The organism is Fusibacter ferrireducens, assembly GCF_015352425.1.
Classification (GTDB): Bacteria; Bacillota; Clostridia; order Peptostreptococcales; family Acidaminobacteraceae; genus Fusibacter_A; species Fusibacter_A ferrireducens.
The window spans coordinates 224192-250368 of record NZ_JADKNH010000005.1; the positions used below are offsets into that span (position 1 = coordinate 224192).

General features: G+C 38.9%; 27 protein-coding genes. 22 read left to right on the forward strand and 5 right to left on the reverse strand.

Annotated elements, in window-relative coordinates:
• Positions 1 to 154: 154 nt before the first annotated feature.
• A complete protein-coding gene (locus tag ISU02_RS09855) occupies positions 155 to 991 on the reverse strand; it encodes a TraX family protein (protein ID WP_323985033.1) in 837 nt (278 codons plus the stop codon).
• 260 nt (positions 992 to 1251) lie between these two features.
• Positions 1252 to 1821 (reverse strand): hypothetical protein, encoded by a 570-nt coding sequence (locus ISU02_RS09860; RefSeq protein WP_207736251.1) that lies wholly within the window; start codon positions 1819 to 1821, stop codon positions 1252 to 1254.
• 937 nt (positions 1822 to 2758) lie between these two features.
• Between ISU02_RS09860 and ISU02_RS09870 the strand changes: the two genes are divergently transcribed.
• From ISU02_RS09870 to ISU02_RS09900, 7 genes are all read left to right on the forward strand, one after another.
• Positions 2759 to 3148 carry a hypothetical protein gene (locus ISU02_RS09870; RefSeq protein ID WP_194701658.1) on the forward strand — a complete coding sequence of 130 codons (390 nt, stop codon included), beginning with the start codon at positions 2759 to 2761 and terminating at the stop codon, positions 3146 to 3148.
• Positions 3149 to 3222: 74 nt separating this feature from the next.
• Positions 3223 to 3471, forward strand: a complete 249-nt coding sequence (locus ISU02_RS09875; protein WP_194701659.1) for a Fic family protein — start codon at positions 3223 to 3225, stop codon at positions 3469 to 3471.
• 395 nt (positions 3472 to 3866) lie between these two features.
• Positions 3867 to 4088, forward strand: coding sequence for a YdbC family protein (locus tag ISU02_RS09880; RefSeq protein WP_194701660.1), 222 nt, complete (start codon positions 3867 to 3869; stop codon positions 4086 to 4088).
• Positions 4089 to 4174: 86 nt separating this feature from the next.
• A complete protein-coding gene (locus ISU02_RS09885) occupies positions 4175 to 4345 on the forward strand; it encodes a nucleotidyltransferase substrate binding protein (RefSeq protein ID WP_194701661.1) in 171 nt (56 codons plus the stop codon).
• On the forward strand, positions 4338 to 4604 hold the full coding sequence (locus tag ISU02_RS09890; protein ID WP_194701662.1) for a nucleotidyltransferase family protein: 267 nt from the start codon (positions 4338 to 4340) through the stop codon (positions 4602 to 4604). Before ISU02_RS09885 ends, ISU02_RS09890 begins: the two co-directional genes overlap by 8 nt.
• A 128-nt stretch (positions 4605 to 4732) precedes the next feature.
• Positions 4733 to 6841: an amino acid permease gene (locus ISU02_RS09895; protein ID WP_194701663.1), complete on the forward strand. Its 2109-nt coding sequence runs from the start codon at positions 4733 to 4735 to the stop codon at positions 6839 to 6841.
• Between the two features lie 175 nt (positions 6842 to 7016).
• Entirely contained in the window at positions 7017 to 8090 is a 1074-nt protein-coding gene (locus ISU02_RS09900; RefSeq protein ID WP_194701664.1) for a hypothetical protein, read from the forward strand.
• On the opposite strand, the gene ISU02_RS09905 is transcribed toward ISU02_RS09900, so the two are convergent.
• Positions 8083 to 8232: a hypothetical protein gene (locus ISU02_RS09905; protein ID WP_194701665.1), complete on the reverse strand. Its 150-nt coding sequence runs from the start codon at positions 8230 to 8232 to the stop codon at positions 8083 to 8085. The two genes, ISU02_RS09900 and ISU02_RS09905, sit on opposite strands and share 8 nt — an antisense overlap.
• 148 nt (positions 8233 to 8380) lie before the next feature.
• Here ISU02_RS09905 and ISU02_RS09910 point away from each other — a divergent pair, with 148 nt between their 5' ends.
• The 11 genes from ISU02_RS09910 to ISU02_RS09960 all read left to right on the forward strand — a co-directional run bounded on the left by ISU02_RS09910 (position 8381) and on the right by ISU02_RS09960 (position 20474).
• A complete protein-coding gene (locus tag ISU02_RS09910) occupies positions 8381 to 8848 on the forward strand; it encodes a RidA family protein (RefSeq protein ID WP_194701666.1) in 468 nt (155 codons plus the stop codon).
• A 2-nt stretch (positions 8849 to 8850) separates the two neighbouring features.
• Positions 8851 to 10065 (forward strand): MalY/PatB family protein, encoded by a 1215-nt coding sequence (locus ISU02_RS09915; RefSeq protein WP_194701667.1) that lies wholly within the window; start codon positions 8851 to 8853, stop codon positions 10063 to 10065.
• Entirely contained in the window at positions 10058 to 11440 is a 1383-nt protein-coding gene (locus ISU02_RS09920) for a TldD/PmbA family protein (protein ID WP_194701668.1), read from the forward strand. The genes ISU02_RS09915 and ISU02_RS09920 overlap by 8 nt, the downstream gene beginning before the upstream one ends.
• A 19-nt stretch (positions 11441 to 11459) precedes the next feature.
• Complete coding sequence (locus ISU02_RS09925) at positions 11460 to 12842, forward strand: TldD/PmbA family protein (RefSeq protein WP_194701669.1); 1383 nt, start codon at positions 11460 to 11462, stop codon at positions 12840 to 12842.
• A 39-nt stretch (positions 12843 to 12881) separates the two neighbouring features.
• Entirely contained in the window at positions 12882 to 14573 is a 1692-nt protein-coding gene (locus ISU02_RS09930) for a peptide ABC transporter substrate-binding protein (RefSeq protein ID WP_194701670.1), read from the forward strand.
• A gap of 44 nt (positions 14574 to 14617) precedes the next feature.
• Entirely contained in the window at positions 14618 to 15538 is a 921-nt protein-coding gene (locus ISU02_RS09935; protein ID WP_194701671.1) for an ABC transporter permease, read from the forward strand.
• Positions 15539 to 15548: 10 nt separating this feature from the next.
• On the forward strand, positions 15549 to 16478 hold the full coding sequence (locus ISU02_RS09940) for an ABC transporter permease (protein ID WP_194701672.1): 930 nt from the start codon (positions 15549 to 15551) through the stop codon (positions 16476 to 16478).
• A gap of 12 nt (positions 16479 to 16490) precedes the next feature.
• Positions 16491 to 17543 carry an ABC transporter ATP-binding protein gene (locus tag ISU02_RS09945; protein WP_194701673.1) on the forward strand — a complete coding sequence of 351 codons (1053 nt, stop codon included), beginning with the start codon at positions 16491 to 16493 and terminating at the stop codon, positions 17541 to 17543.
• On the forward strand, positions 17533 to 18513 hold the full coding sequence (locus ISU02_RS09950) for an ABC transporter ATP-binding protein (protein WP_194701674.1): 981 nt from the start codon (positions 17533 to 17535) through the stop codon (positions 18511 to 18513). Before ISU02_RS09945 ends, ISU02_RS09950 begins: the two co-directional genes overlap by 11 nt.
• 5 nt (positions 18514 to 18518) lie before the next feature.
• Complete coding sequence (locus ISU02_RS09955) at positions 18519 to 19751, forward strand: metal-dependent hydrolase family protein (protein WP_194701675.1); 1233 nt, start codon at positions 18519 to 18521, stop codon at positions 19749 to 19751.
• A gap of 81 nt (positions 19752 to 19832) precedes the next feature.
• A complete protein-coding gene (locus ISU02_RS09960; RefSeq protein WP_323985034.1) occupies positions 19833 to 20474 on the forward strand; it encodes a helix-turn-helix transcriptional regulator in 642 nt (213 codons plus the stop codon).
• 150 nt (positions 20475 to 20624) lie between these two features.
• On the opposite strand, the gene ISU02_RS09965 is transcribed toward ISU02_RS09960, so the two are convergent.
• Both ISU02_RS09965 and ISU02_RS09970 read right to left on the reverse strand, forming a co-directional pair.
• Positions 20625 to 21668 carry an inorganic phosphate transporter gene (locus tag ISU02_RS09965; protein WP_194701676.1) on the reverse strand — a complete coding sequence of 348 codons (1044 nt, stop codon included), beginning with the start codon at positions 21666 to 21668 and terminating at the stop codon, positions 20625 to 20627.
• 8 nt (positions 21669 to 21676) lie between these two features.
• Positions 21677 to 22327: a DUF47 domain-containing protein gene (locus ISU02_RS09970; RefSeq protein WP_194701677.1), complete on the reverse strand. Its 651-nt coding sequence runs from the start codon at positions 22325 to 22327 to the stop codon at positions 21677 to 21679.
• A gap of 156 nt (positions 22328 to 22483) precedes the next feature.
• On the opposite strand from ISU02_RS09970, the gene mmuM reads away from it, so the two are divergent.
• From mmuM to ISU02_RS09990, 4 genes are all read left to right on the forward strand, one after another.
• Entirely contained in the window at positions 22484 to 23425 is a 942-nt protein-coding gene (gene mmuM, locus ISU02_RS09975; RefSeq protein WP_194701678.1) for a homocysteine S-methyltransferase, read from the forward strand.
• A gap of 287 nt (positions 23426 to 23712) precedes the next feature.
• The gene (locus ISU02_RS09980; RefSeq protein ID WP_194701679.1) at positions 23713 to 24585 is read left to right on the forward strand and encodes a substrate-binding periplasmic protein; all 873 of its coding nucleotides are present in this window, start codon (positions 23713 to 23715) and stop codon (positions 24583 to 24585) included.
• A gap of 126 nt (positions 24586 to 24711) precedes the next feature.
• Complete coding sequence (locus tag ISU02_RS09985) at positions 24712 to 25371, forward strand: amino acid ABC transporter permease (protein ID WP_194701680.1); 660 nt, start codon at positions 24712 to 24714, stop codon at positions 25369 to 25371.
• Positions 25364 to 26128, forward strand: a complete 765-nt coding sequence (locus tag ISU02_RS09990; protein WP_323985035.1) for an amino acid ABC transporter ATP-binding protein — start codon at positions 25364 to 25366, stop codon at positions 26126 to 26128. Before ISU02_RS09985 ends, ISU02_RS09990 begins: the two co-directional genes overlap by 8 nt.
• The last annotated feature ends 49 nt before the right edge of the window (positions 26129 to 26177 follow it).

The following is a 26177-nucleotide window of genomic DNA, read 5'->3' on the forward strand; positions in this document are numbered from 1 at the left end:
AATCAAATACCTTTCGAAACATATTGTCATCTAACTTTTTTCCAAACTGAATTTAGGATATCTGACCTGCTCTCCAATTTCATCGCATCTAATCCAATTTTAACATCTCTTGCAGGTTTCGAATTATCAGAGCCATAGGGTTCATTTTTTATTTTTAGTGGACGTCTGTTGAGAGATATAGCAATAACTGCCCCATGAACATCAGTAAAAAAACATGTAGTGGATAGTAAATATAAAAGAAGTACTTCATTGGCTTACCTTTTTGACCATTATACAGAAAGATAAAGGGCAGAAAGAGTACCATCCAAAATTGTATGTTATTAAAGAAGTCGAAGAACACCCATGAAGAAAGGCTACTCACAACTAGATTGCCTCCGAATGATAAGAATGAAAAAATAAGCAAGACACCTGCTTTTTTTGGTTTAGTTTTTGAAAAGTACCAACAGATGCCCATGAGTACAAATAAAGGGGAATAAGGTATGGTTAAAATATTGGGGAAAAGAATACTACACAGAACCTCGTCTTGTAAAAACAACAATAGGATGATGGGCAAAATAATACTTACAACACCCAATAAAATATATGAACCCATACGTAAAAAATCCTTTTTTTTCCTAGAAATAATGATGTTTTCGAATGTATAAATATAAAAAACAACATATGCAAATGTAGATAATACACTGAATTGATCATAGCTTCCGAAAAATGCTGGTTCTACTTTTCCGAGAAATAAAGTTAGAAAACCAATTATGACATGCGTGATATACAGTCTCAAAACGAATTTCAATTTACTTCGAGTGTGCTCTGCGCTTACAGTTATCAAATACAGGAATAGTGGTGCTGCAATTCTGCCAATCATATTGAAAATATGATTGCCCATATTTAGCATAATCGTGTACTTGGCAACATGGTCAAGTGTCATGAAAAGCAGCCCTATGAGTTTGAGTTGAAAACTATTTATGCCTCTTTGAGTTAAAGAATTTGCTTCCACTATGTTTACCTCCGAATATCAATGCATAAAGTTTTTCTTTCAGATGTCTCAGGTTATATGTATTTAAGCATACCATAAAGATATCTTTAGCGAATATAGGTTCAATTAACTACATAAGACAACTACCGGAATATTGATTAAGCAGTATTCTGATAGTTGTCCTATATTTGTTCTAAGAAGCAATGGCTCATAGCGCAGGTGTTATATTATTGCTCATGATGTTGCTTTTATAGAGTTTGTTTTTGATATACTAGTCTACTCTACAAGCCAAAAGAGCCAGATACTGAGTATGAATTACCAATAGGGCTTGAGTTGAACCTAAAATAGTACTTATCACTATCAGCAAAATCGTTGAGATCAGAAGATTTAATGGTCACACTTTTACTTGTACCAGCATCAATTGTCCAAGTGCTGACAACCTCTTGTACTATAAATCCTTTATGCACTAAATCTACAACGAGTCTATTTGAATAGCCAGCAGTCAAATCAAATGTTTTTCCTGTAACATTTTTAAAATAGTAGTTTGTATATAATGTAGAGCTACTTGAACTACCACTTATACTATATGAGCTTCCATTATTTGTCCAACTCCACAGTGTACTTGGAGTTGAGGTGCTTCTCTGAATTGGTGCATTTGCATCAAAGATAAACTTGTCATAATCATTAAGTTCAGTATAAGCTATAGTTGGAATTGTATCGTTAATAATAACTTCAGCTGATGAGTTAAGAACAAATTTTGAATTATTGTTCATATCTGATTTTTCACTGGTTGCCGCATATGTTGCAGTTGAGCTCGCTAGAATGAATGCAAGTGTCATAGCAATGGTCAAAGTACGAGTTAGGCTTCTGCTTTCATCTCTAAAAGTGAAACAGGGTTTTTATTTGGTAGTCTATGACGTGCCAAATTACGTTTTAAAGTAGCTCTAAATATGCCTCTTTTCATTATTAATCATTGATATTATGACGTTTTTGGTACAGTAAAATTCACAAAAACGATCAATGTTGTGCTTAGTTAAATAATGCTAAGGTTTAACAAGTGTCAAATCGTATGTAAAGTATCTTTAATCCAACTTTATCTTTACATTATAACATTTTGACATGTACATGTATGGATAGAGGACTAATTGGAACGAAATGTGGCATAATTGGATTAAATTTTATATGCATGCTCATGTGAAAATTGGAAAAAATCTATCTAATGATTTAATCTCGTCTAATTCGGAATAATTTTTTTGCTACTGAAACATCACTTTTAAGAATTTTACCATCTGGTGCAGTTCGGCGGGATTTCGGACATACTAATTTTCTTCGTGATTCTTCTTCTAAAATAATCTTGAGGTGTTCTGTTATCGTAGTTCTACTTTTTTCAAATAGATCTGAAGCAAGTTTTATGTCATCCATATGTTTTCATCTGTAACCATTGCTTCAATCAAATCATGTTTCTTCCGACCGAAAAAAATCAAAAATTAAGTTGTACTATTCTTGATCTGATATTTATGGTTCACATTTTTCACCTCAATTTTATTAATATCATAACCGTCATAACGATTAGGTGGTTATCGTCAAAATTAGAGGCTCAACTTCTCTTGTAGAATCTGTAATTTTAGAAGTAACAATTGGATAAATAACGCTCATTAAACTATAATTTAAGCATGAGATCTAAAATATTATTGATAATAAACGAATTGACGCTTCGCATCTTTGGCAAGAAGATGACTTAGATAAAAAAAGGTATGCCCATGTTGTAATAGTCTTAAGGGTGAAGCGTTGTTTGATGTTTCGATTTATGATATTAAGGATTCAGATAAATACTTGAGATTTATAATATATCCTAATAACGATGAGTTTATGTCGTCTATTGATAATTTTGAAATTAAACTGGATTACTCACAGGAATTTGAGCACAATGTAGAACATTTGGCTTTGAAGTCACTCTATGGAACGCATAAAGATTATGTGCTAGAGATCATGAAAAAGAAAGAGATTTATACGAAGGCTCTAATCGGAGAAATATATGAAAATAATGAAGGGCTTTTCAGTTCAAAAGAAGAGATGCTGATTGCTCTGTACGGAAACTATATTGAAGAAGTAGACATTCATAAAAGACCTTTAGCAAAACTCACAAAAGATAGTTATAGTGATCTTGGCATATTTTGAAGTAAAATGGTATAGTGACGATCTCGAGTTTTTTATAAATTAGAAATCCATTCAGACTATAGGTGGTGATAAACTTGATTCAAAAAATATTAAATATCATCAAGCAAGTTGAAGATCGCGTAAGTTTAATACTTGAATATTGTAAAGAACCTAGAACAAGAGATGAAATGCAAAAAAAATTAGGATTGAAAGATCGTGAATATTTTAGAAGCACAATACTAAAACCACTTCTCGAAGAGGGGAAGCTTATATTAACAATTCCAGATAAGCCAAACAGTTCGAAGCAAAAATATGTAAGTAAAAGCATAGGCATAAACGATTGATAGATGACTTGAAATCAATAAGACTTCATCGCTCAAAAGGAGCAACCCAAATGAAAACCATAAACTGGAGCATCATCGGATGCGCCAAAGTAACAAAAGTCAAAAGCGGTGATGGATCAGATTGTAAAACAATATAAGGGTTATCGTAAAAAAGGCGCTTTATAAACAATGGCCTTTATAAATAAGCGAAAGAAGTTTATAATAATAAAAAATAGTTAGCGTGTCAAAAGTCAAAAGTTGAGCAACCCTCTACCCTATGATGTCGTTTACGGGGAGTACGCGATACAGCATAGGGTAGAGAGTTTATGCGAAACTGACTTTTGACACGCTAACCAAAAAAATTATAAACCTAAGGCTTACAGCCCGTAAATTTCAAGTCAGAAAGGATTAAGACAATGGCAGATATAAAATACGAAATCACAGAAACAATTGGAGCGATCTCAGAAAACAACAAGGGTTGGTCCAAAGAATTAAATCTCATCAGCTGGAACGACAGAGCACCTAAGTACGACCTCAGAGATTGGTCGCCAGAACATGAAAAAATGGGTAAAGGCATAACGCTTTCAAAGGAAGAATTGATCAAGTTAAAAGAATTGCTTAATGGCCTAGATTTATAAATATATGAAGTCATGATAAAAGGATAGCATAATCGGTATCCATGTACTCAAAGTGATCATATGATGAAGATATGTGGAGGAACGATATGAAGTTAGATTTAACAAGTCTTGAAAAAGCCTTAAAATATCATGAGCTTAGAAATACAACATCTTACACATACAATTATGAGATTGCAGAAGAAATTTATGAGATTGCGGGTGCATTTTTTATAGATGCCAAACATTTGTATCAGATGATTGAGGCTAAAAATGAGTAAAGCAATCCACCTCACACAAGGAGAAATAGTAGAGCTAAAAAGGATGCTTTCAAAGCATTTAAAAGATGAAATGGTAATACTGTTTGGTTCTAGAATCAATGGGAAGTTTCATACACATTCAGATTTAGACCTTGCAATTAAAGCGACTGATAAATTGCCGTGGTCAAAAATGAGTGATTTGCGAGAAACATTTGAAGAGGCTTCTTTTCCATTTCGAATTGATTTCTTAGATTATCATAGAATTTCGACTGAATTTTAAAAGATCATAGATGAAACAGGCATTTTATTTAATTACCAAATCTAATGAGATAAAAAATAAATATTAAAATGAGATAGGTGATTCAATGACTGAAATTTTTAGGAAAATACAAAATAAGCGAGCAGACTATGAATAATAAAGTGGGATTAAAAACATTTGAGGGTGTCTATACCCCGACACTATTGACCATTTTAGGAGTTATACTCTATTTAAGGTTGGGGTGGGTCGTTGGTAATGTGGGACTGATTGCCACAATCGTCATTATCATTTTAGCACATATCATTACGCTTGCCACAGCACTGTCTATGTCCTCCATGTTAACCAATATAAAAATTGGTGCTGGAGGGGCATATGCTATTATTATGAGGTCACTTGGACCTGAGATGGGTGGTGCCATTGGTATTCCCCTTTACTTGTCGCAAACCTTTTCGATTGCCTTTTATATAACGGGCTTTAGTGAACTCTGGATTACTTTTTTCCCAAGCCATTCACAAGTGGCTGTGGGCATAGGTACTTGGATTGTCTTATCCGCAATTTCGATGAAAAGTGCAAAATTGGCTTTTCGAATACAATATGGCATATTGGTGGCGGTGGCCTTATCTCTCGTTTCTTTTTTTATAGGGCCAAATTTAAATGGTGGTTCGCTTGTCTTAAAAGGGACTTTCGAAATGGGGGGCTTTTGGACGACGTTTGCCATCTTTTTTCCTGCTGTAACAGGGGTGTTGACTGGGGCAACCATGTCTGGCGACTTAGAAAATCCACGAGATAGCATCATCAAAGGGACACTTGCTGCTATTTTTACCGGATTTGTGGTCTATGTGTTTGTTGCGTTTTGGTTCGCACGTCAAGCTTCACAAGAAATGTTGCTCATGGACCCTTCTATTATTTTCAAATTAGCTGGTGTTAAAGTGCTTGTCATTGCAGGCGTAATGGGAGCCGTACTCTCTTCGGCACTTTCGACCTTAGTAAGTGCGCCAAGAACCTTATCTGCACTTGCGGAAAATAGAGTTGTGCCCTTCAGCAATGTATTGGGGAAGCAAACAGCCAACGGTGAACCCCTTAATGCCATTGTGCTCTCGTCCATTATTTCTCTAGTCATCATCGTGGCTGGGAATCTCAACAGCTTGGCTGAGCTGCTTACGATGTTCTTTTTGACGACGTATGGCATGATCAATCTCGTGGTGTTTTTAGAGCAGATTACAGGAATTATTAGCTATAGACCCAGTTTTAAAATGACTATTTTCGTGCCAATTACGGGTGCGGTGGGATGTCTATGGGTAATGGTGTTGATCAATCCGATCTTTACAGTGGTCACTTTTGTGACAATCGGTCTTATTTATTCGTATTTAAAAACAAAAAATTTGGTGTCTCCTTGGGGTGATGTTCGAGGTGGCGTCTTCATATCTGTTGCGGAATGGGCCGCTCAAAAAGTGTCTAACAGTCAGTATCATCCAAGGTTGTGGAAACCCTCAATTGCAATTCCTGTGGAAAAACCGGATGATTTTAAGCGGCTTTCAAAAATAACTTACAACTTAGTGTATCCTTCTGGCCGTGTCTATTATCTCACGTCTACCAAAACTAAAGTGTTGGATAGAGCAACTGAAAAAGAGATTGAAATGGTCTTAAAGCCTTTAAAGGAAGAGCGCATCTTCGTTCAAGAGACGATTATTACTGCTTCGGACTTTGAATCCACCATTGCACCAACACTGCAATGTATGAAAAGTTCATTCTTGCCGCCTAATATTGTTCTATTTACAGTGAGTGATAATGAGGTGAAAAGAGCTAAGCTCAAACAGATTATAGCCTCCATTCAATTTTTAAAATTGTCCTATTGCTGTCTATGGCTACACCCTAAATATGGACTGGGCATGGAAAATAAAATTAATCTTTGGCTGAGAAGTAAGAGCCCAAATAATGATCTAGCAGTTCTATGCGCGCTACAGCTTTCCAGGAATCTTGGTGCAGAACTCAACTTATGTAGAGTTGTTAGAAATGAAGATGAACAAAAGAAAACCGAAAAAGAGTTACTTACCTTTGTTGAAGATGCGAGATTGCCAGTAAACACGAATGTCTGCGTTCTTTTAGGGTCTTTTCATGAAAATATAGCAACAATGCACGCCGATCTCAATATAATTGGTATGCCAGTGAGCTATGAGTCTATGATCGAAACGATAGATATCATACCGACCAGTGCGCTGTTTGTATCTTCGGTAGGACATGAAGATGCAATGGTCTAAAGGTATTATGAGGTGGAGAAGAAGTCGAAAAGGCTTCTTTTTGATCTTTGGGTAACATAGTTAGGATCTGTTGTTCAATAAATAGTATGTGAATAACACCATACAGACAAAGTTATATAAAAAATGCTATTTCAGCGGAGCGATACTCGCAAAATATTTAGGAGGCATGTCTATAATGAAATCACATATATTCATAAAGAAGTCGTACAGAATAAAAAGCAAAATAAAAATGGCCATTCTATGGGGTGCAGTGATAACAACTCTATTGTTCACTGGATGTGGAAAAGTGGATGACAAGAGCAAAACATCTGAAAAGGATAAAGATTTAGAATTTGCTGCGGAAGCCAGCATATCTACCTTAGACGTTAGTGAGGGCGAAACTGAACCTAAAAACGACACAGAAACGGAGCAAATGCCCAAAGTGGAGAACATCTCTGAAAGTGAAAATGGACTTATTGATGAAGGGTTTAATGAAGAAGAGGCATATAATGGGGATGAGGGGCTTAAAATTGAACAGGTCTTTGGAGAGGCAAGCTATATTTTAAGCATGCCCAATGATGATTTTAACTTTAAAATCTATTATAAAACAGATACGGATGAAAGGATCATTTATGATTTTTCTGAGGATAATCGGCTTCGAAATTTGGAAGATTTTAGATTTTTAAGCGAAATGTATGTTCAGGATGAGAATCAAGATGGTTTGGAAGAGGTCTATTTGTTTTTTGAAGATAGTGCAATAGAGACGCCTATGGTTATGGTTTTAGATTACCCTCATTTCAAATTGGATGTTCAAAAGGGACTCCAAGTCACCTATTGGAGTTATGGCTATGACATTTTTACTTATGAAGATTTAAATGGCGATAATTTAAAAGAATTGATTGCACCTTATCCATACGGTGGGGTTGTAACAACTTGGGAAGGCCTAGATCTGGTGAATGCCTATAATCCAGATTCTGAGATGTATGCATTTTCCTATGAGTTGACACGCCTAAAATATGAAGGGAATAAAGCGGAATGGAAATCTGCTCTTCAAAATTATTTTTCAACAGAGAACTGGGAAGGCTTGCTCAATAGTTACGCGGATTTGGGCGATGTTAAGGCGTGTCAAGACCTGATTGAGAGAGGTCGGGCACTTGAAGAACTCAATATACACCCTGATTGGCATGGTCCATATGATACCTATTTTGAATACACTTTAAATCGTGCAAGCTATTATGAAAGCATTTGGGAGGAATTAAAGCCTAAATGATGTAAAGCGCATCAGTATAATGATGCTTTTTTACAACACTGTCTACATAAAATAATTTAAAAGCCAATATGAAGTGTTCTACATCGATATCCAATGGATAATAGAACCTTAATGTTGGCTTTTTTTGTACTTTAGCGGTCATCAAGTATCCTGCTAGGGGAAACAACTCTTTTGCTACCGCTAGATATATTAAGGAAAAGTTATTTTGAGTTACAAAATAGTTGAAAAAATATTGACAAATTGTAAACTCAAGTCTATTATGGGATTAAGTTAATGAGAGGATGATGTCAGTGTTAATTGAAAAGAAATTAGATGAACTGGGCATTATATTGCCATCAAAAGCTGTTGTCGGTGCGCTTTATGTGCCTGTAAAGCAAACAGGCAATTTGTTGTTCATCTCTGGACAAGTTCCGATGAAAGATGGTATTCCCGTGTTCACAGGTAAGATTGGGCATGAAAGAAGTATCAGTTACGGTCAAGATGCAGCAGTACTTTGTATTATAAATATACTTGGGGCAGTTAAAGAATACTTAGGGGATTTAGATCAAGTTAAAGAAGTTGTCAAACTGCAAGGTTTCGTCAATAGCGAGACAGGATTTGACAAGCAACATGTTGTTATAAATGCAGCCAGTCAACTATTACATGATATTTTCGGTGAGAGCGGGCGCCATGCAAGGACGGCTCTAGGGACAAATCAACTGCCCATGGATGTGTCTGTGGAGATTGAAGCCATATTTGAAGTGAGGAAGGGTGTGTAAATTTGAATTATGATTTTGACTCGCGTGTTAATCGTAAGCATATGGGCAATCTAAAAGAGACACTTTGTCCCCCACACATTAAAGCACTAGACCTCCTTGGCTATTCAGGTGCTGAGATGGAATTCAAGACGGCACCTTCCGTGATAAAGGCAATGACAGATTGCGTTCAGAATGGATTGATGGGGTTTACTTTATGTGATGATCAGTACAGGAATGCTGTTTGTTGGTGGATGGCAACACAACGTGATTTTCATGTTGAAAAGGAATGGGTTGTGCCAACAAACGGCACTATTTTTTCTGTGGCCACTGTCATACGCATGTTGACAGATATAGGGGAAGGTATTATCGTATCACCGCCTATCTACTATAGATATGAGCAGGCAGCAACGCGGCTTGGTAGAAAAACACATTACAACGCCTTGATTGAAAGTGAAGGCAAATACTCAATAGATTTTGATGATTTGGAACAAAAAATGGCTGATCCCAAGAATAAGCTCTATATTCTCTGCAATCCGCACAACCCAACAGGAAAAGTGTGGGATAAAAGAGCATTGGAGCAATTGTCGACATTAGCCAATAAATACAACGTCGTCGTGTATAGTGACGAGATCTTCGGAGAAATAACCTTCGACGATCATAGATGTATTCCCTATTCTGAAATCAAAGGGGCGAGGAGACATGCAATTGTAGCCACTTCGCTTGGGAAAACTTTTAATTTTACAGGTGTAAATCATGCCAATATGATCATTTTAGATGAGCAACTCAGGGCAAATTTTATTAAACAGCGTGACGCAGATCATTTTGGCAGCATTGATCCTGTACTCTATGCGGCATTATTGGGTGCCTATAGTGAAGAGGGTGCTGACTGGAAAAATGCCATGGTTGCACACTTGAAAGCATGTGGCGAAATGATTTTTACTTTTTTTAACAAGTATTTGCCACAGGTGAAGATCAGTCCGTTAGAGGGGAGCTTTGTAATCTGGATAGATTGGAGAGGTCTCAATTTAGGGGATGAAGATTTAAATCAATTTTTAGTGAATGAGGCGTACTTGGAATTAGATCAGGGAAGCGATTATGGGCAATATTATTGTGGATTTACAAGAATGAGTATTGCCGTTCCCAAAAAAGATCTAAAAAAATCGCTGGATTTGTTACTCAAAGCGGCTGAAAAAAGAGGCTTTATCCCAGAAGGGATTGAGGAGGCATGTGATGATTGATAAACGTGAGATTCAACTTGTTCTCGAAGCGGCACTTTCAAGAGGTGGTGATTTCGCAGAAATCTATTTTGAAGAAAAAGATGAATTCAGCATCAAACATTCAGCCAATGGCGTAAATGGGATTACAGGTGTCAGTGTTTTAGGTGCTGGGGTCTACTTGTTATCAGGCATGAGAAGTGTCTATGTCTATACGAATGACACTTGTTTTCATAGTTTGATGGAGACTGCGAAAAGAGCTGCTTTTATGCTGAACGAGCACAAAACACGGGACAAAAAAGACTTTGTATTTCAAATGAAACACTATAAAAGTCCTAATAGAGTTCAGTATTTTCCAAAAGATATTCATGTAAGAGATAAAATAGAGGTCATAAAGAGAGCGGACATCAGTGCACGCCAATCCGATCGCGCACTTAAAAGTCTCAATGTAGATTATTTTGATTATGATCAAAGAAAGACGATTGCCAACAGCGAAGGGCTTTATGTATCCGATAGGAGAGTCACCAGTAGATTGAGATTTTCAGCAGTTGTTGAACGCAATGGACTCATGCTCTCAGAGTGGGGGGATTATACAAAGCCATCTGGGTTTGAAGCTTTTACTGAAACCGATGCCTATTTAGACTTTGCAAAAGAATTTGTCATCGATTTATCAAGTGCTCTTGATGGCGTGGCCGTACCTTCAAGCACAGTCCCTGTGGTTTTAGAAGCCGGTTCTTGTGGGACATTATGGCATGAAGCTTGTGGGCATATGCTTGAAGCTTCTGCGATTACTGAAAACAGAAGTGATTTTTGCGATAAATTAGGTCAGCAAGTAGCCTCTGAAAAAGTTACATTAGTGGACGACGGAACTCTAGAAGGGCTATATGGGTCATCCGCTATTGACGATGAGGGCTTTAAAACACAGAAAAATGTGCTGATCGAATCGGGTATTCTAAAAGGTTATTTATGTGACCGAATGGGTGCGAGGCGATTGAAAATGGCACCGACTGCCAGTGGACGCAGACAGGGCTATGCCTATGCGCCAACCTCTAGAATGACCAATACCTATTTGGCTGAGGGGCATGATGACGACGACGAAATTATAAGTTCAGTGGAAAATGGACTGTATGTCAAACGTCTTGGCGGCGGTAACAGTGGCAGATCTTTTTCAATAGCGGTGACAGAGGGATATCTGATTAAAAAGGGTAAGATTTCGGATCGAGTTAAGGGACTCAGTATCAACGGTCGAGGCATCGATATTATCAAGAATGTAGATCGAGTGGGCAAGAAGCTCATTACAGATAGCGGTGGATTTTGTGGTGCGTCTTCTGGCCTTTGTCAAGTGACCTCCTTTCAACCGAGAATAAGAATTGCCAATATGACTGTTGGCAGCGAATGAGGAAAGGAGAGGTATAGATATGATTCCTTTAAAATCTTATGAAGAGGCCTTGTTAAACTTACCTGTAGAGATTAAAGAAGCTGAAATAAATGCTGAGGAACATGAACAGGTTGCCTATAAATCCAAATGGGGTTCTATTACGAGTACAAATTCATCTGAGTTAACGGCACTGTACGTCAGAGCAACTGGAGAAAAAACGGGGTATGCCTATACAGAAAACCTCAACGAATCAGGTGAAACTGTCATAGAAAGAGCTTATAAAAATGGCATCTATATTGAGACTCCCAGTGTGGATTTATTGAATGATCAAACGACGGCCTATTTCAAATCCGATGTTGCGACAAAGGGCAAAACTGGTTTGAATATAGGCGAGCTGCCTAAAATGGATTTAGAAATCATTAAAGCGCAAGTATTAAGGTTCGATCGTTGTGCACATAAATTGCCAAATCTAGTAGACTATTCTGTAACCTTGTGCGTGGATCAGTTCAAATCAAGAGTTATCAATTCGAAGGGTGTTGATATCAGTAGTGCTTATCAGGTGTGGCATTATGAAGTAGAAGTGACTTGTGAGTATGAAGACAAAAGATACGATGGCAGTTACAGCGGTAATGTGAGTTCATTTGAACTTATGGACTTTAATGAAGCCGTCATGAAAGCACATGAAATGATACTCAATCAGTATGCTGAAGGACAAATGGTTTCTGGCACATATCCAGTACTCTTAGACAGTAGGGTGGTCATCAATATACTGACCACAGCATGGCAACTTTTTAGTGGTCCAAAGTATTTTGAAGGCTCGTCGGCATTGAGTGATAAGCTGGGACAGCATATAGGGGCATCTGTTCTTTCCATTGAGGATGCCAATCGGCATCCGTTGACAGGCTATAAGTATGCATTTGATAGTGAAGGGACACCTTGTCAAGTGCACCGTATTGTTGAACAGGGCAAATTTATAGGTCTTTTACACAATCTGAGATCTGCAGCATCTATGGGAACGCAATCCACTGGAAATGCAGGAAGAGTTGCTCTTTTAACGGGTTCAATTCCCACAGATATCATTGTTACACCCAGAATCATTTATGTAGTGCCAAGTCAGAAATCCAAAGAGACATTATTAGAAGAAATGATATCTGGTGTTTACATCACAGATTCATCAGATATATTCCATTCTATAAACATAGGCTCAGGTGATTTTTCCATACCTTGTTCTGGCATGGTCGTCAAAGGGGGCTTAGCGGCTCAGTCCGTTAGATCACTCACACTAAATGGCAATCTATTGGATTTATTTCGGCACATTAAAAGTGTTGGAAATGATTTGAAAATAGAACCGTTTTTACTAAAGTCTTATTGTATTGGTGCACCATCTGTCTTGGTGGACAGATTAAATATAAGTTGTAAATAATTTTTTAAGTGAAATATGAAGCGTGAAAGGGGAACTTTTATGAAAAAAATTGTATCACTATTAATGATGATCTTTTTAATGATCGGGCTTTTTACAGGTTGTACAGCGAGCTCAGAAGAGAAACCGGCTGCAACAAGCGAGGTAGACAACGGCGCATCATCTTCTAATGAAGTCGTAGATGATGGAACACCACTTGCAGCATTGCAAGAATTTACTTTTGCTGCTGCAAACGATATGATGACACTGGATGTCAGTAAGATGAACGATGAAATGTCTGCACTTATTATGTATGCAGCGAATGAACCTCTAGTGAGATATTATAATGGGGCAGTAACCATGGGATTAGCAGAAAACTATGAAGTGCTTGATGAAGGCACTAAACTTGTATTTCACTTAAGAGATGTCAAGTGGTCAGATGGTGAACCTGTAACAGCAGGTGATTTTGAGTATGCATTTAAACGCCTTTTGAATCCTGAGACAGGATCGTCACAATGCGATACTTTTGATAGAATAGCAGGCGCTATTGCTTATTATTCAGGCGAGAATTCGGATGCTGATTCAGTGGGCATTAAAGCGACAGATGATCATACTTTAGAGATGACATTGACACAAGCCGATCCTTTCTTTATTGAGCATATTGCTCAGGGCATAAACTTTTATCCACTTCGTCAAGACTATGTCGAAAAGTACGCCGAAGGCTACGGCTCAAGTGTTGAATCCTTTATCGGCTGTGGTCCCTTTGTTCTAACGGAATGGGTTCAAGGAGCATCTATTACGCTTGAAAAAAATGCAAATTATTGGGATGCTGATAAGATCAAATTGACAAAAGTAACGGAACTCATCGTAGGTGATGAAAACACACGCGTTGGCATGTACGATTTAGGAGATGTAGATGAGCTCTACAATATTTCAAAAACACTGACGCTTAACTATCCAGATTATGGCACGAAATCCGGCGGTACACTTCAGCATTTAGTTTATAAGTCAAGTGATGATGCGCTTTTAGCAAATAAAAATTTACGTTTGGCACTCAGTTACAGTATTGATAGACAAGCCATCGTTTCTGCGCTTTCAGCACCTGGAACAGAAGTTGCGGATCGTATGATGGATCCCACAAACACACTTAACGGAGAATCTATTGCAGAAAAATATCCAGCTTCAACAGGTATTCCAGCAAATGGTGACATTGAAAAAGCAAAGGCTTACTTAAGTGATGCTTTAGCGGAACTCAATTTAGGGAGTGCTTCGGAATTGCCTGCAATAAACTATGTTTGTTTGGATTCAGCTTCACATAAAGCTTATGCTGAAGCTTTACAAGCAAGATGGGCTGATACGTTGGGTGTCAATGTTGAAATCAACATTATGCCAGTGCCACAGGCAATAGGTGCATTGTTGTCAGGACAGTTTGATATCTTTTTAAATGGTATGGGCACAGGTGTAAATCCAGATGAACTGCTTTCCAGTTACACCGTGGATGGTGCGAATAACTATGCCAAATGGAATAATCAGGCCTATACAGATTTGATAGAAGCTCAATTCAATGAGACCGATATCGACAAACGTCTGGCAACACTTCAAAAAGCAGAACAGCTTTTCTTAGATGAAAGCCCTGCGACACCACTCTGGTTACCAGGAACAGCTTACATTTGTAAAGATTACGTCCAAGGGTTGACTTATGGTCGTCAAACGGGTTCAATTGAATTTATTTATGCTTCAATCTTAGAGCATTAAAATATTTTGTAATAAAGTTGTGAAAGCGAAAGGAAGCAATTATTATGAAGAAATATATTTTACAGAGGCTGGTGATTTCCGTAATAACAATATTCGTACTGGCGACAGTATCGTTCTTTTTACTGAGGTCTTTGCCAGGAAGTCCATTTCAGACCGAAACATTACTCTCAGTGGAAACTGAGGCGAGAATGATGGCATACTATGGTCTTGATAAACCTTTGTTGGAACAGTACTTGACTTACATGGGGAATCTGTTGCATGGTGATTTGGGCTACTCGTTAAAATACACGAATCGAACAGTTAACAGCATGATTGCTTCTGCTTTTCCAATTTCCGCCACTCTGGGACTGATCTCCTTAGCTGTGGCGGTGCCCATAGGGCTCTTTCTAGGGGTTGTATCCGCACGAAAACGTGGTAAAACAGTAGATTACTTATGCGTTTTTATCTCAGTCATCGGCGTATCTATTCCAAGCTTTATCATGGGGTCTTTTCTACAGTATATTTTTGCGGTTAAATTTCAGCTATTGCCGATTGCGCAATGGAAAAGTTTAAAGCATATGGTTTTACCCACAGTTGCGCTTTCGCTTTCTTTGCTTGCAAGTTTAACGAGAGTTATGCGCGCTTCTATGCTTGAAGTGATCAACCAAGATTATGTTAAAACAGCCAGAGCGAAAGGTGTCCCAGAAGATAAAGTGGTTACACGTCATGAAATCAGAAATGCAATGGTCCCTATTGTAACGATGTTGGGGCCAATGGTAGCGAGCGTGCTCATGGGCACTTTTGTCATCGAAAAAATATTTGCAATTCCGGGTTTAGGACAACATTTTGTCAACTCAATTACTGGGCTTGATTACACGATGACACTTGGACTTACAATTTTTTATGGCAGTTTTCTAGTCCTTGCAAATTTTATTGTAGATATTGCCTATGGCATAATTGATCCGAGAATTCGGATTGAGAAATAGGGAGGAAGAGATGAACAAGACCACAAATATTCTTCTACCGAATGCGTTCGAATTTGTTGAAGATCCTCAGTTGGACAGTGATTCAATCACGCGTCCCAGTGTTACATTTTGGAAGGATGTATGGCGTAGACTTTTTAAAAACAAAGTGGCAATGCTAGGGTTATTTATCATTACTATCATTACCATACTTGCCATCTGTGTCCCTCTATTTTCGGAGTATACTTATAAAGGTCAAGACCTTGTAAATGCAAATGCACTGCCTTCATCCACCCATATTTTTGGAACAGATAACTTGGGTCGCGACATGTGGGTTAGAGTATGGGTAGGTGCACGTGTTTCTTTGGCTGTGGGTGTCTTTGGTTCAGTGATACCAAGCCTTATTGGCATTGTCATAGGAGGTATTTCAGGCTATTTTGGCGGCAAATTAGATATGTTGATTATGCGTTTTATAGATGTGGCAATGTGCGTACCGAGTATGATTTATATTATTTTGATTATGTTGTTTATTGGTTCAGGTCCGATTTCCATCATTATTGCCTTTGCACTCACAGGTTGGATGGGTTCTGCGAGATCTGTTAGAGGTATGATTTTACAACTCAAAGAGATGGAGTATGTATTGGCTTCTAAAGCTCTAGGGGCATCGTCCGCTTCTCTGATTTTCAATCATTTAATTCCCAATACACTTGGCATCGTGGTAGTGAGTATGACCATGGGGATTCCAAGTGCCATCTTCTATGAAGCTTATTTAAGCTTTATTGGACTTGGCGTTGCACCGCCTACGCCGAGTTGGGGGCAGTTATCTAATGCCGGTATTGCAGTGTTTAGAGTATACCCATCTCAATTGATGATTCCATCCGCATTGATTTCTTTGACGATGCTTTCATTCAATTTATTTGGTGACGGGTTGCGAGATGCGCTTGACCCAAAACTTAGAAGTTAGGAGGAGAAGTACATGTCTAAAAGGATTTTAGAAGTTAAAAATATGCATTTCTCCTTCTATACTTATGCAGGTGAAGTCCATGCTGTCAATGGTGTTTCTTTTCATGTGGATCAAGGTGAGACGTTGGCAATTGTTGGAGAGTCAGGCTGTGGCAAATCGGTTACAGTACAATCCATCATGAAGTTAACCCCTACACCGCCTGGAAAACTAAAACAGGGCAAGATCGAGTACATGGGAGAAGATATTACACATTATACTCAAAAAGAGATTTCCAGTATGCGCGGCAAAGAAATGTCTATGATCTTTCAAGACCCAATGACCAGTTTAAATCCGACGATGCGCATTGGACATCAAATCGCAGAGGGTATTTTAAGTCACGAAAATATTTCTAAGGAAAAAGCAAAACAAAAGGCCATTGAAATGCTGATCAAAGTGGGGTTACCCAATCCAGAAAAGAACTTTATGAGTTATCCACATCAGTTCTCTGGCGGCATGAGGCAGAGGGTGATGATTGCCATTGCACTGGTTTGCAATCCTAAAATACTCTTTGCAGATGAGCCAACCACAGCACTTGATGTAACCGTTCAAGCGCAGATTTTGGAGCTGATGAATACTTTGAAACGGGAATTTAAGGCCTCGGTGGTCTTGATTACACATGATTTGGGTGTTGTTGCAAAAACGGCTCAGAGAATTGCAGTCATGTACGCTGGCAAAATCATTGAGACAGGCACTGCAAGAGATGTGTTTTACGATCCAAAGCATCCTTATACATGGGGCCTTTTAGACAGTGTTCCAAGTACCGGTGTTCAGTCAACGAAGACGCTTCTTTCCATAGAGGGGTCGCCACCCGATTTATTTGATCTGCCCAAGGGTTGTAGCTTTGCGGCAAGGTGCAAATACTGCATGAATATCTGTAGAGAGATGCCGCCTGAGGAAACGGTTATGGCAAATGGTCATAAAGCGTCGTGTTGGCTTTTGGATTGTAGAGCGCCTTCAGTGCCTTCACAGAAGCGTGTAAGCCGAGTCTCGAAACTGAATGTAAAGGAGGCGGCTTATGTCGAATGATACTTTGATTGAAGTTAAGGGTTTGAAGAAATATTTTAAAGTGGGTAAAAATCAATTGCTCAAAGCCGTTGATGATGTGAGTTTCAGCATTAAAAGAGGGGAAACCCTCGGTATGGTAGGTGAGTCTGGTTGTGGTAAAACGACGGTTGGCCGTACTATTTTAGGGCTATACGATGTGGATGGCGGGTCTGTTCTATTCGATGGTGTTGAAGTACATGCGCAAAAAGGCAAAGAGTATAAGGCGCTTACTAAGCAAATGCAGATGATTTTTCAAGATCCATATGCGAGCCTCAATCCCAGAAAGACTGTGAGTGCAATTGTGGGTGAGGGCTTGGATATTCATAAAATGTACAAGACAAAGGCAGAGAGAATGGAGAAAATCTATAATTTGCTCGAGTTAGTGGGCTTAAATCGGGAACATGCCAATCGGTTTCCGCATGAATTTTCAGGGGGTCAACGTCAACGGATTGGCATTGCAAGAGCACTTGCGGTGGAACCCAAATTCATCGTCTGCGACGAAGCCATTTCAGCATTAGATGTGTCGATACAAGCACAGATTATCAACTTGTTGATGAAACTTCAATCACAATATGAGTTCACTTATCTCTTCATTGCACATGATCTGACAATGGTACAGCATATATCGGATTCTACAGCAGTGATGTATCTGGGAACACTTGTTGAAACAGGTCGAACTGAAGATATTTTTTCTAAGCCACTGCATCCTTACACCAAGGGACTTCTGGCAGCGGCACCTGAAGCCGATCCCGATTATGAAATGAGTAAACCCAGTCCAATTTTGACTGGAGAAGTCCCGAGTCCAATCAATCCCAAACCGGGATGTAGATTCTTTGGCAGATGCAATGTTGCCATAGAAATTTGCTCTAAGGAGAGACCTGCACTAGTGCCTGTGGATGAACATCATTTGGTGGCTTGTCATGTGGTGAATACGCTGAAAAGTGAGGTATAAATGATATGAAATCTTATAAATTAGAGGGCAGAGTCATCAATGGGCTTGATGATCATGTCATTGAAAAGGGTTGTGTACTCGTTGAACAAGATAAGATTGTCTTTGTAGGTACAGTGGAAGAATGTCCTAACTTAATCCCAGAATTGGTGGAAACGATCCAAATACCGAATGCAACGATAATGCCCGGATTTATAGACTGCCATGCACATGTGGTCGGCGCAGATTCGCAGGATTATGATGAGTGCACAGCATCACATATGGATTTAATTCTAAATGCGGCACATGACTTGGGTCAATTATTGGATTCAGGGTTTACGTCTATTCGAGATATGGGTCTCTTTGGACCATCGCTGAGCAGAGCAGTGGACCTGGGGCTTGTTAGAGGACCAAAGATTATGCCGAGCGGCCGTATTATCAGTGTCACAGCAGGTCATGGTGATCATGGATATCAATTTTCGAAGGCTTACTTAAATGAACATTCACCTTTATCTGTATTAGCTGATGGTGTGCCTGAGTGTCTTGAGGCGGTGAGAACACAATTTAGAAATGGTGCCAAGTTCATTAAAGTGATGGCAACGGGTGGCGTTTCATCACCTATTGATAAGATAACAGACGTTCAATTCTCTGAAACGGAACTCAAAGCGATTGTGGCAGAGGCAGAGCGACGAGGGACCTATGTTGCGGCACATTGCACGGGAACCGAGGGTACATTAAACGCCCTAAAAGCGGGTGTAAAGAGTATTGAACACGGGGTCATGCTAGATGAATCATGTATTCAAATCATGGTAGAGAACGATTGTACTTTGGTATCGACTTTGGCCATTTCATTGGGTATTCCCAAGATGAAGGCGGTATTGCCTGCGCATATTTATGAAAAAGGCAAAGTCTGTGCAGAGAAAAACTTGAAATCTATTGAAATGGCAAGAGCTGCAGGTATTCGAATTGCCTTTGGGACGGATTATACGAATTCTAAAAATACACGTTACTCAGATATTGGTAAAGAGTTCGAGGCAATGATCGAAGCAGGATTAACACCAATGGAAGCGATTCAATCCGCCACGAAAAATGCGGCTTATTTGCTCAAGCAGAGCGATGAGGTAGGAACCATTGAAGTGGGGAAGACAGCAGATCTGGTCATGGTATCTGGCAATCCTTTAGAAGATATTTCAGTATTGCGCGGTTCGGAAAAGATTAAGATAATTCTCCAGAATGGTGTTTTAGTCAAGAGAAGTGAATAACCTAAAGAGTGGTCTTTTGCAATTTGAGAATTGATATGCTAAAATCAGTAATTGAAGACGCTTGATTTGGAGGGAAACATCGTGGAAAATGATAAAGAACGTGTATTTGATTTTTTAAATAGAACGATAGAGGGCATTGCAAAGATGTTTGGCTCATCTTGTGAAACGCTTATTCACGATATGTCTAAACCAGGACATCCTGTACTCGCCATTTATAATGGGCATGTGAGTGGGCGGCAGGTTGGATCTACTGCTGATATCTATGGCCTGAATGACGGCAATGATGAAGTGTTCTTTACAAATCGCGACTATGTGGATCACTTAGTGGTAACGTCAGCAGGGCGCCATGTTAAGAGTTCAACTTTTAACTATATTGGTGAAGACTATCATTATGCGTTGGGCATAAACTTTGATTATACTGCGATCGTTTCTGCGTCTAACTTGCTGATGGAACTCAGCCATGCGGGTTCTGATCTCCAAAGCGCCATTAAAGATGATAAAGTGACTTATATCAATGATCTGTTTGATGCATGTCTGGCTTCAATTGGAAAGCCTATAGACCGTATGAAAAAAGCAGATCGCTATAGACTTGTGTCACTTTTATACCAGAAGAAAGCTTTTAATTATCAAAAATCAGTCTTATTCGTAGCTGAAAAATTAAAGGTATCGCGCTATACTATTTATAAATACATTAATGAAATTAAAGAGAATGAACAAATTTAAATCATAAAGACGACGCCCAAGATGGGCGTCGTTTTCCAGTGTATATTACTTATGCATATGCATATACATATACTTGTACTTCTACTGTATGTCTATACAGTAGACTTATAGAGATTTCGCACGAATAACTCACAGCCTCACTGTTGATCATCAATAAACGCCTTGCATAAATACATTTTGCATAAAAAACAAGCTGATGTAGGCGAGAATCATGGAAAGCATTGGCGTTAACAACCACCCAAAAGAGATGTTACGCAGCTTCTTCAAATTGATGTTTTTATCCCCTCTTGCAAGACCAATCCCGATAATTGATCCTACAATCGCCTGAGAACTCGATACAGGCACAAGTGGGATCGTAGGCAGATGTAGGGAAATGAGCAAATGTTGAAGGGAAACCGAACCAAATAAAAACAGGACAAAAGAGCTGGATAAGACCACAATAAGAGCGCTGGAAGGTGAGATCTTATAAATACTGTTGCCTACAGTTGCCATGACGTTATGCGAGTAAGTGAATATGCCGACTGAAATTGCCACAGCGCCTAAGAAGAACAAGATTTCTGTCTGATTGATCGTAAAGAAATAAAGATCTAATGGCGGGAGTGTGATCGAATTAGTGAAAACGCCCATGACATTTGCAATGTTATTTGCACCTAGAGAATATGAACCAAAGGCGCCGACGACAATGAGTCCAGTGCGAATATAATAATGTCTCATGAAAATGTTGAGTTTGAGTTTTCTGGTTTTTCGGATAAAGAGTTTATAAAAGATAATAGAGAATATCGCAGCAAGCACAGGGCATAAAACCCAAGTCAGTACAATCTTAGTGAGCACTGCAATACTGGTTGGATTAGAAGAAAAGAGATTCCAACCGATAATGGCGCCGACGATGGATTGAGAAGTTGATACAGGCAGTCCATATCGAGTCATGATGAAAACTGTGAAAGCAGAAGCAAGCGCAACAACAAAAGCCCCTGGAAGAGACGTAATAGCACCGAGCTTACCAAGTGTATGACTGGCACCTGAGCCACTGCTGACAGCGCCGATTATAACAAAGATGCTCATGATGATGGCTGCTGTTTTAAATTTGATGACTTTAGCGCCAACGGCAGTACCGAAAAGGTTTGCGGCATCATTTGCGCCTAAAGACCATCCGAGAAATAAACCGCTTGAAATATAAAATAGAGTCATATTCATAAAATCACCTAAATCTCTCTTTTTATGATGAAAATAGAAAGTTTGTCTCCAATTAATTCTGCTTCATCAGAGATGCCTGCAATCATGCTTGTGAATGCCTTAAGCTGTCTCTTTTCTGCAAGAGAAGAAACGATTTGATCGTTGAAAAGTGCATAATTTATTTTTTCTTCTAAAATATCCGTTTCGTGCTCGTAAAATTTTATTTTGCTGATATGTGAGGATGCCATGTATAATTCGCTTAAGAAAGCTCTGGCTGCAGACAGTAAAAATTCAGCAGCTTTTATGGTGCTGGCAACAAGTGCAAGAATATCCTTATCTAGAACATCTGGAAAGACAGGTTTTTGAATGTGGAATTCTTTTGAGATTTCTTCAGTGGCGTCGATGATATTATCAAGGCTTTTTACAAGTGAGAGCACGTCGGCACGTGTATCTGGGAGCAACATAAACTTGTAAAGAGACGTTTTGATTTCCAGTTCTAGATTGTCTGCTTCGGTTTCTAAAGTGCGTATACGGCCAAAGGTTTCTTCAAATGCTTCATAATCTTCTGAAAGATGAGCTGCAATGGCTTTCTCAAGGAGTAAAAGACTTTGTGAAATGGTGTCTAAGAATTTTTCGATTTTCATGTTGAGTTCGATAGATTTTTTAAATATAGAATTCATAAGCAATGCCCCCCTTATACATAATTGATACCTCAATATAAGTATTGTCAAACTAAAATCTGACGCATAATCTAGAAAATAACGATGAAATTGTCCAGTGGGTGTGATACGATGTTAACTATAAATATTCTGAAAAATACTTAAGGAGTGTTCAATATGAATCCAATAGAGTCTATTTTAAAAGATTATCCAATGATGGTACTGGATGGTGCCTTCTCAACGGAGTTAGAGCAAAAAGGATGTGATCTTAACGATCCGCTATGGTCTGCTAAAATACTCATCGAAAACCCAGATTTGATTGCAGCAGTACATGAGGATTACTATAAGGCCGGTGCAGATTGCGTGATTACAGCAAGTTATCAAGCCACTTATGAAGGTTTTATGAAAAGAGGTGTCAGTGAAGCCGAAGCAGGTAGGTTGATTGCATCATCTGTTGAAATTGCAAAAGGCGTAAGAGATCGATTTTGGTCCAATGCAGAAAATCAAAAGGGGAGACCTAAACCGCTTGTTGCGGCATCAGTAGGACCTTATGGGGCTTACCTTGCCGATGGATCAGAATACCGTGGCAATTATGGACTCGATAAAAAGGCACTTTCAGAATTTCACAAGAGACGTATGCAGACGCTTGTTGGCGCTGGTCCGGACATTCTGGCGTGTGAGACGATTCCTTGTCTCGTGGAGGCACAGGCAATTGTCGATGTGCTTGGTGAATATCCTGAGATGTACGCTTGGATTAGTTTTAGTGCAAAAGATGGACAACACATCAACAGTGGTGAGCGCATAGAGGACTGTGCAAAATGGTTGAATGACAAATCTCAGGTTGCCGCTATAGGTGTGAATTGTACAGCACCGGAATATATGGAAGCTCTAATTGAAGCCATCAGAAGGGGTACAGATAAACCTATTATTGTATATCCAAACTCTGGGGAACACTATGATGCAATAGAAAAGTCTTGGCATGGGTGTTCCAAATCAGAACATTATGCAATGGATGCAATGAAATGGCATCAGAAAGGTGCCCAGATTATCGGTGGGTGCTGTAGAACAACGCCTCTGCATATTCATGAGATTGTGGCACTCGCACAGCGCAACTTGTAAAATCGAATAGTGATGGCTGTAGTACTAGGTTCGACTGGGTAAAATACAATTGCGTTTCGTTAATTTAATTAGAAACATGTTTGGCATAAAAACATCATTTCTATGCATGATTATACATTTGTGTGAAATATCATTTGTGTATAAATGGCGGAGAAAAGGTGTTTTTTTATGTATATTCAAAAAAAATACAAAAAACACTTGATATTTAAGCAATATGCGAGTATATTAATTGAAAGAGTTGAATAAATATGCTTAAATATGTATTTAAATTAACTAAGGGGGATACGATGAAAAAGATATTAGCAGTAATTATGGTTATGATGCTTGCAATTGGACTTGCAGGTTGTGCACCTAAAGAAAAAGAAGCAAATGCAGCAGCGCCGGCGCCAGAATCAACTAATGAAGCCGCAGCACCTGCGCCAGAAGCAGCACCAGAGAAATTGGTGATCAAGGTTGGAACGGACGATGCGTATCCACCTTTTGAGTATCATGAAGAAGCAACCAATGAGCTGATCGGTTTCGATGTGGATTTTGCCAAAGCACTTGCAGAGGAAATGGGTGTTGAAATTGAGTATGTACCTACTGCATGGGATGGTATTTTCAACGGCGTGAATACGGGACAATACGATATGATCATATCTTGTGTAAGTATTACACCAGATCGTATCGAAGGTTTTGGGATGACAAATCCATACCTTTCAAATGGAATTGTCATCGTATCAGCGGCAGATGGTGAGCAGGCAACTTCAATTGACCAACTCGATGGCAAGAAGGTCGGCGTTCAGCTTGAGACAACAGCGGATATCGCTGCCAAAAAATTCATTGCAGATGGCACAGATATTTCACTATCTCAATTTGATTCAGTAATGGAGGCGTTTGCAGCACTTAAGGGTGGTTCGATTGAATACATTTTAGTGGATAGTTCAGTGGGTGGCTTCTATATCTCAACAGATCCTGAGTCTTTCAATATCACATCGGGTCTTTTATCTAATGAACCAATAGGGATTTGTATGGCAAAAGAGAATACAGAGTTACTTGAAAAAGTCAACGCAGGGATAAAAGCGCTTCAAGATAGTGGGAAGATGACAGAGATCTCTCAAAAGTGGTTCTCAGCAGATTTTGCAACTAATATTGATGCTGAAATTAAAGTAATCGAATAGAGCACATATTCTGATAGATGTAATCTAGAGAGCGCGTAAAATGAATAGATGTAAAATTATGACCTGTCACTCCCGGTGGCAGGTCATCTTAATAATATTCGGAGTATAAAAGGTAGGGGAGTTAAAATGTTAAACGAAGTGCAAATTCAAGCAATTATAAAGGGGACAGGCTATACGATCATTATTGCGATTGTCGCGGTTATAATCGGTACTGTTTGCGGCATGCTAGTAGCTTTGGGCCGTATATCCCACAACAGGATACTCAATAAGATTTCATGGCTTTATGTGTGGTTCTTTAGAGGCACACCGTTATTACTACAGTTGTTCATGATTTATTACGCGATGCCTTTGATCATTAAAGATTTAACAGGACATCCTTTTCCGATAAATCCATTGATGGCGTGTTTTGTCGCTTTTGGTCTCAATTCAACGGCTTATATGGCAGAATTTTTCAGAGCGGGTATAGAATCCATTGATAAAGGGCAATTAGAAGCATCAAAGGCTTTGGGCATGAGCTATAATCAAGCCATGTTTAAGATCATTATTCCTCAATCCTATAAGAGATTGTTGCCTTCTGTGGGCAATGAATTCATCATGTTAATTAAAGATACCTCACTTGCTTCAACCGTGGCGATTTCAGATCTGCTCAGAACCACTAAAACGATGAGTAGTTCATCAGGCAATTGGATTTATTATGTCTATGCAGCATGTGTTTATTTGCTGATGACTTCTATTATTCAGTTTGGATTCGATAAGCTTGAGAAGAAGGTGGGTGCTTATGAGTAAAGAGATGATACAAGTGGTTGATGTGCATAAATCATTTGGAAAATTAGAAGTTTTAAAAGGCATTAATTTCTCAGTCAATGAGAATGAGGTCGTCTGTATTTTAGGTGCCAGTGGCTCTGGTAAGTCAACCATGCTCAGATGTATGAATCATTTAGAGCGCATCACATCTGGTGAAATATATATTGATGGTGAACTTGCGGATAAAAGAGAAAATGATAAAGATATGATTAAGATTAGCCCAGAACATGCACAGGAACTCTGTATGGAGCTGGGTATGGTATTTCAACGGTTTAATCTATTTCCACATTTGACGGCACTTGAAAATGTTATGAAGGCACCTATGCTCGTTAAAAAAGTGGATGAAGCCACAGCACTTAAGGATGCAGAAGAATTGCTCAAATCCGTTGGTCTTTATGATAAGAAGGATGAATACCCTTCTAGACTTTCAGGAGGCCAACAACAAAGGGTCGCCATTGCCAGAGCACTTGCGATGAAACCTAAGATTATGCTCTTTGACGAACCCACTTCAGCACTTGACCCAGAACTCGTTGGAGAGGTTCTTGAAGTTATGAAGGACCTTGCTAAAAAAGGAATGACCATGATCGTGGTAACACATGAAGTCGGCTTTGCAAAAGAAGTGGGAGATCGCGTGATTTTCATGGATGGCGGTGTAATCTGCGAAGAAGGTACACCAGAAGATGTGATTGATCATCCGAAAGAAGAGCGAACAAAAGCGTTCTTTAGTAAGATCCTATAAGTCATAAAGTTTAATGATATGAAGTTTAATGATTGAAGTTTAATTAGAT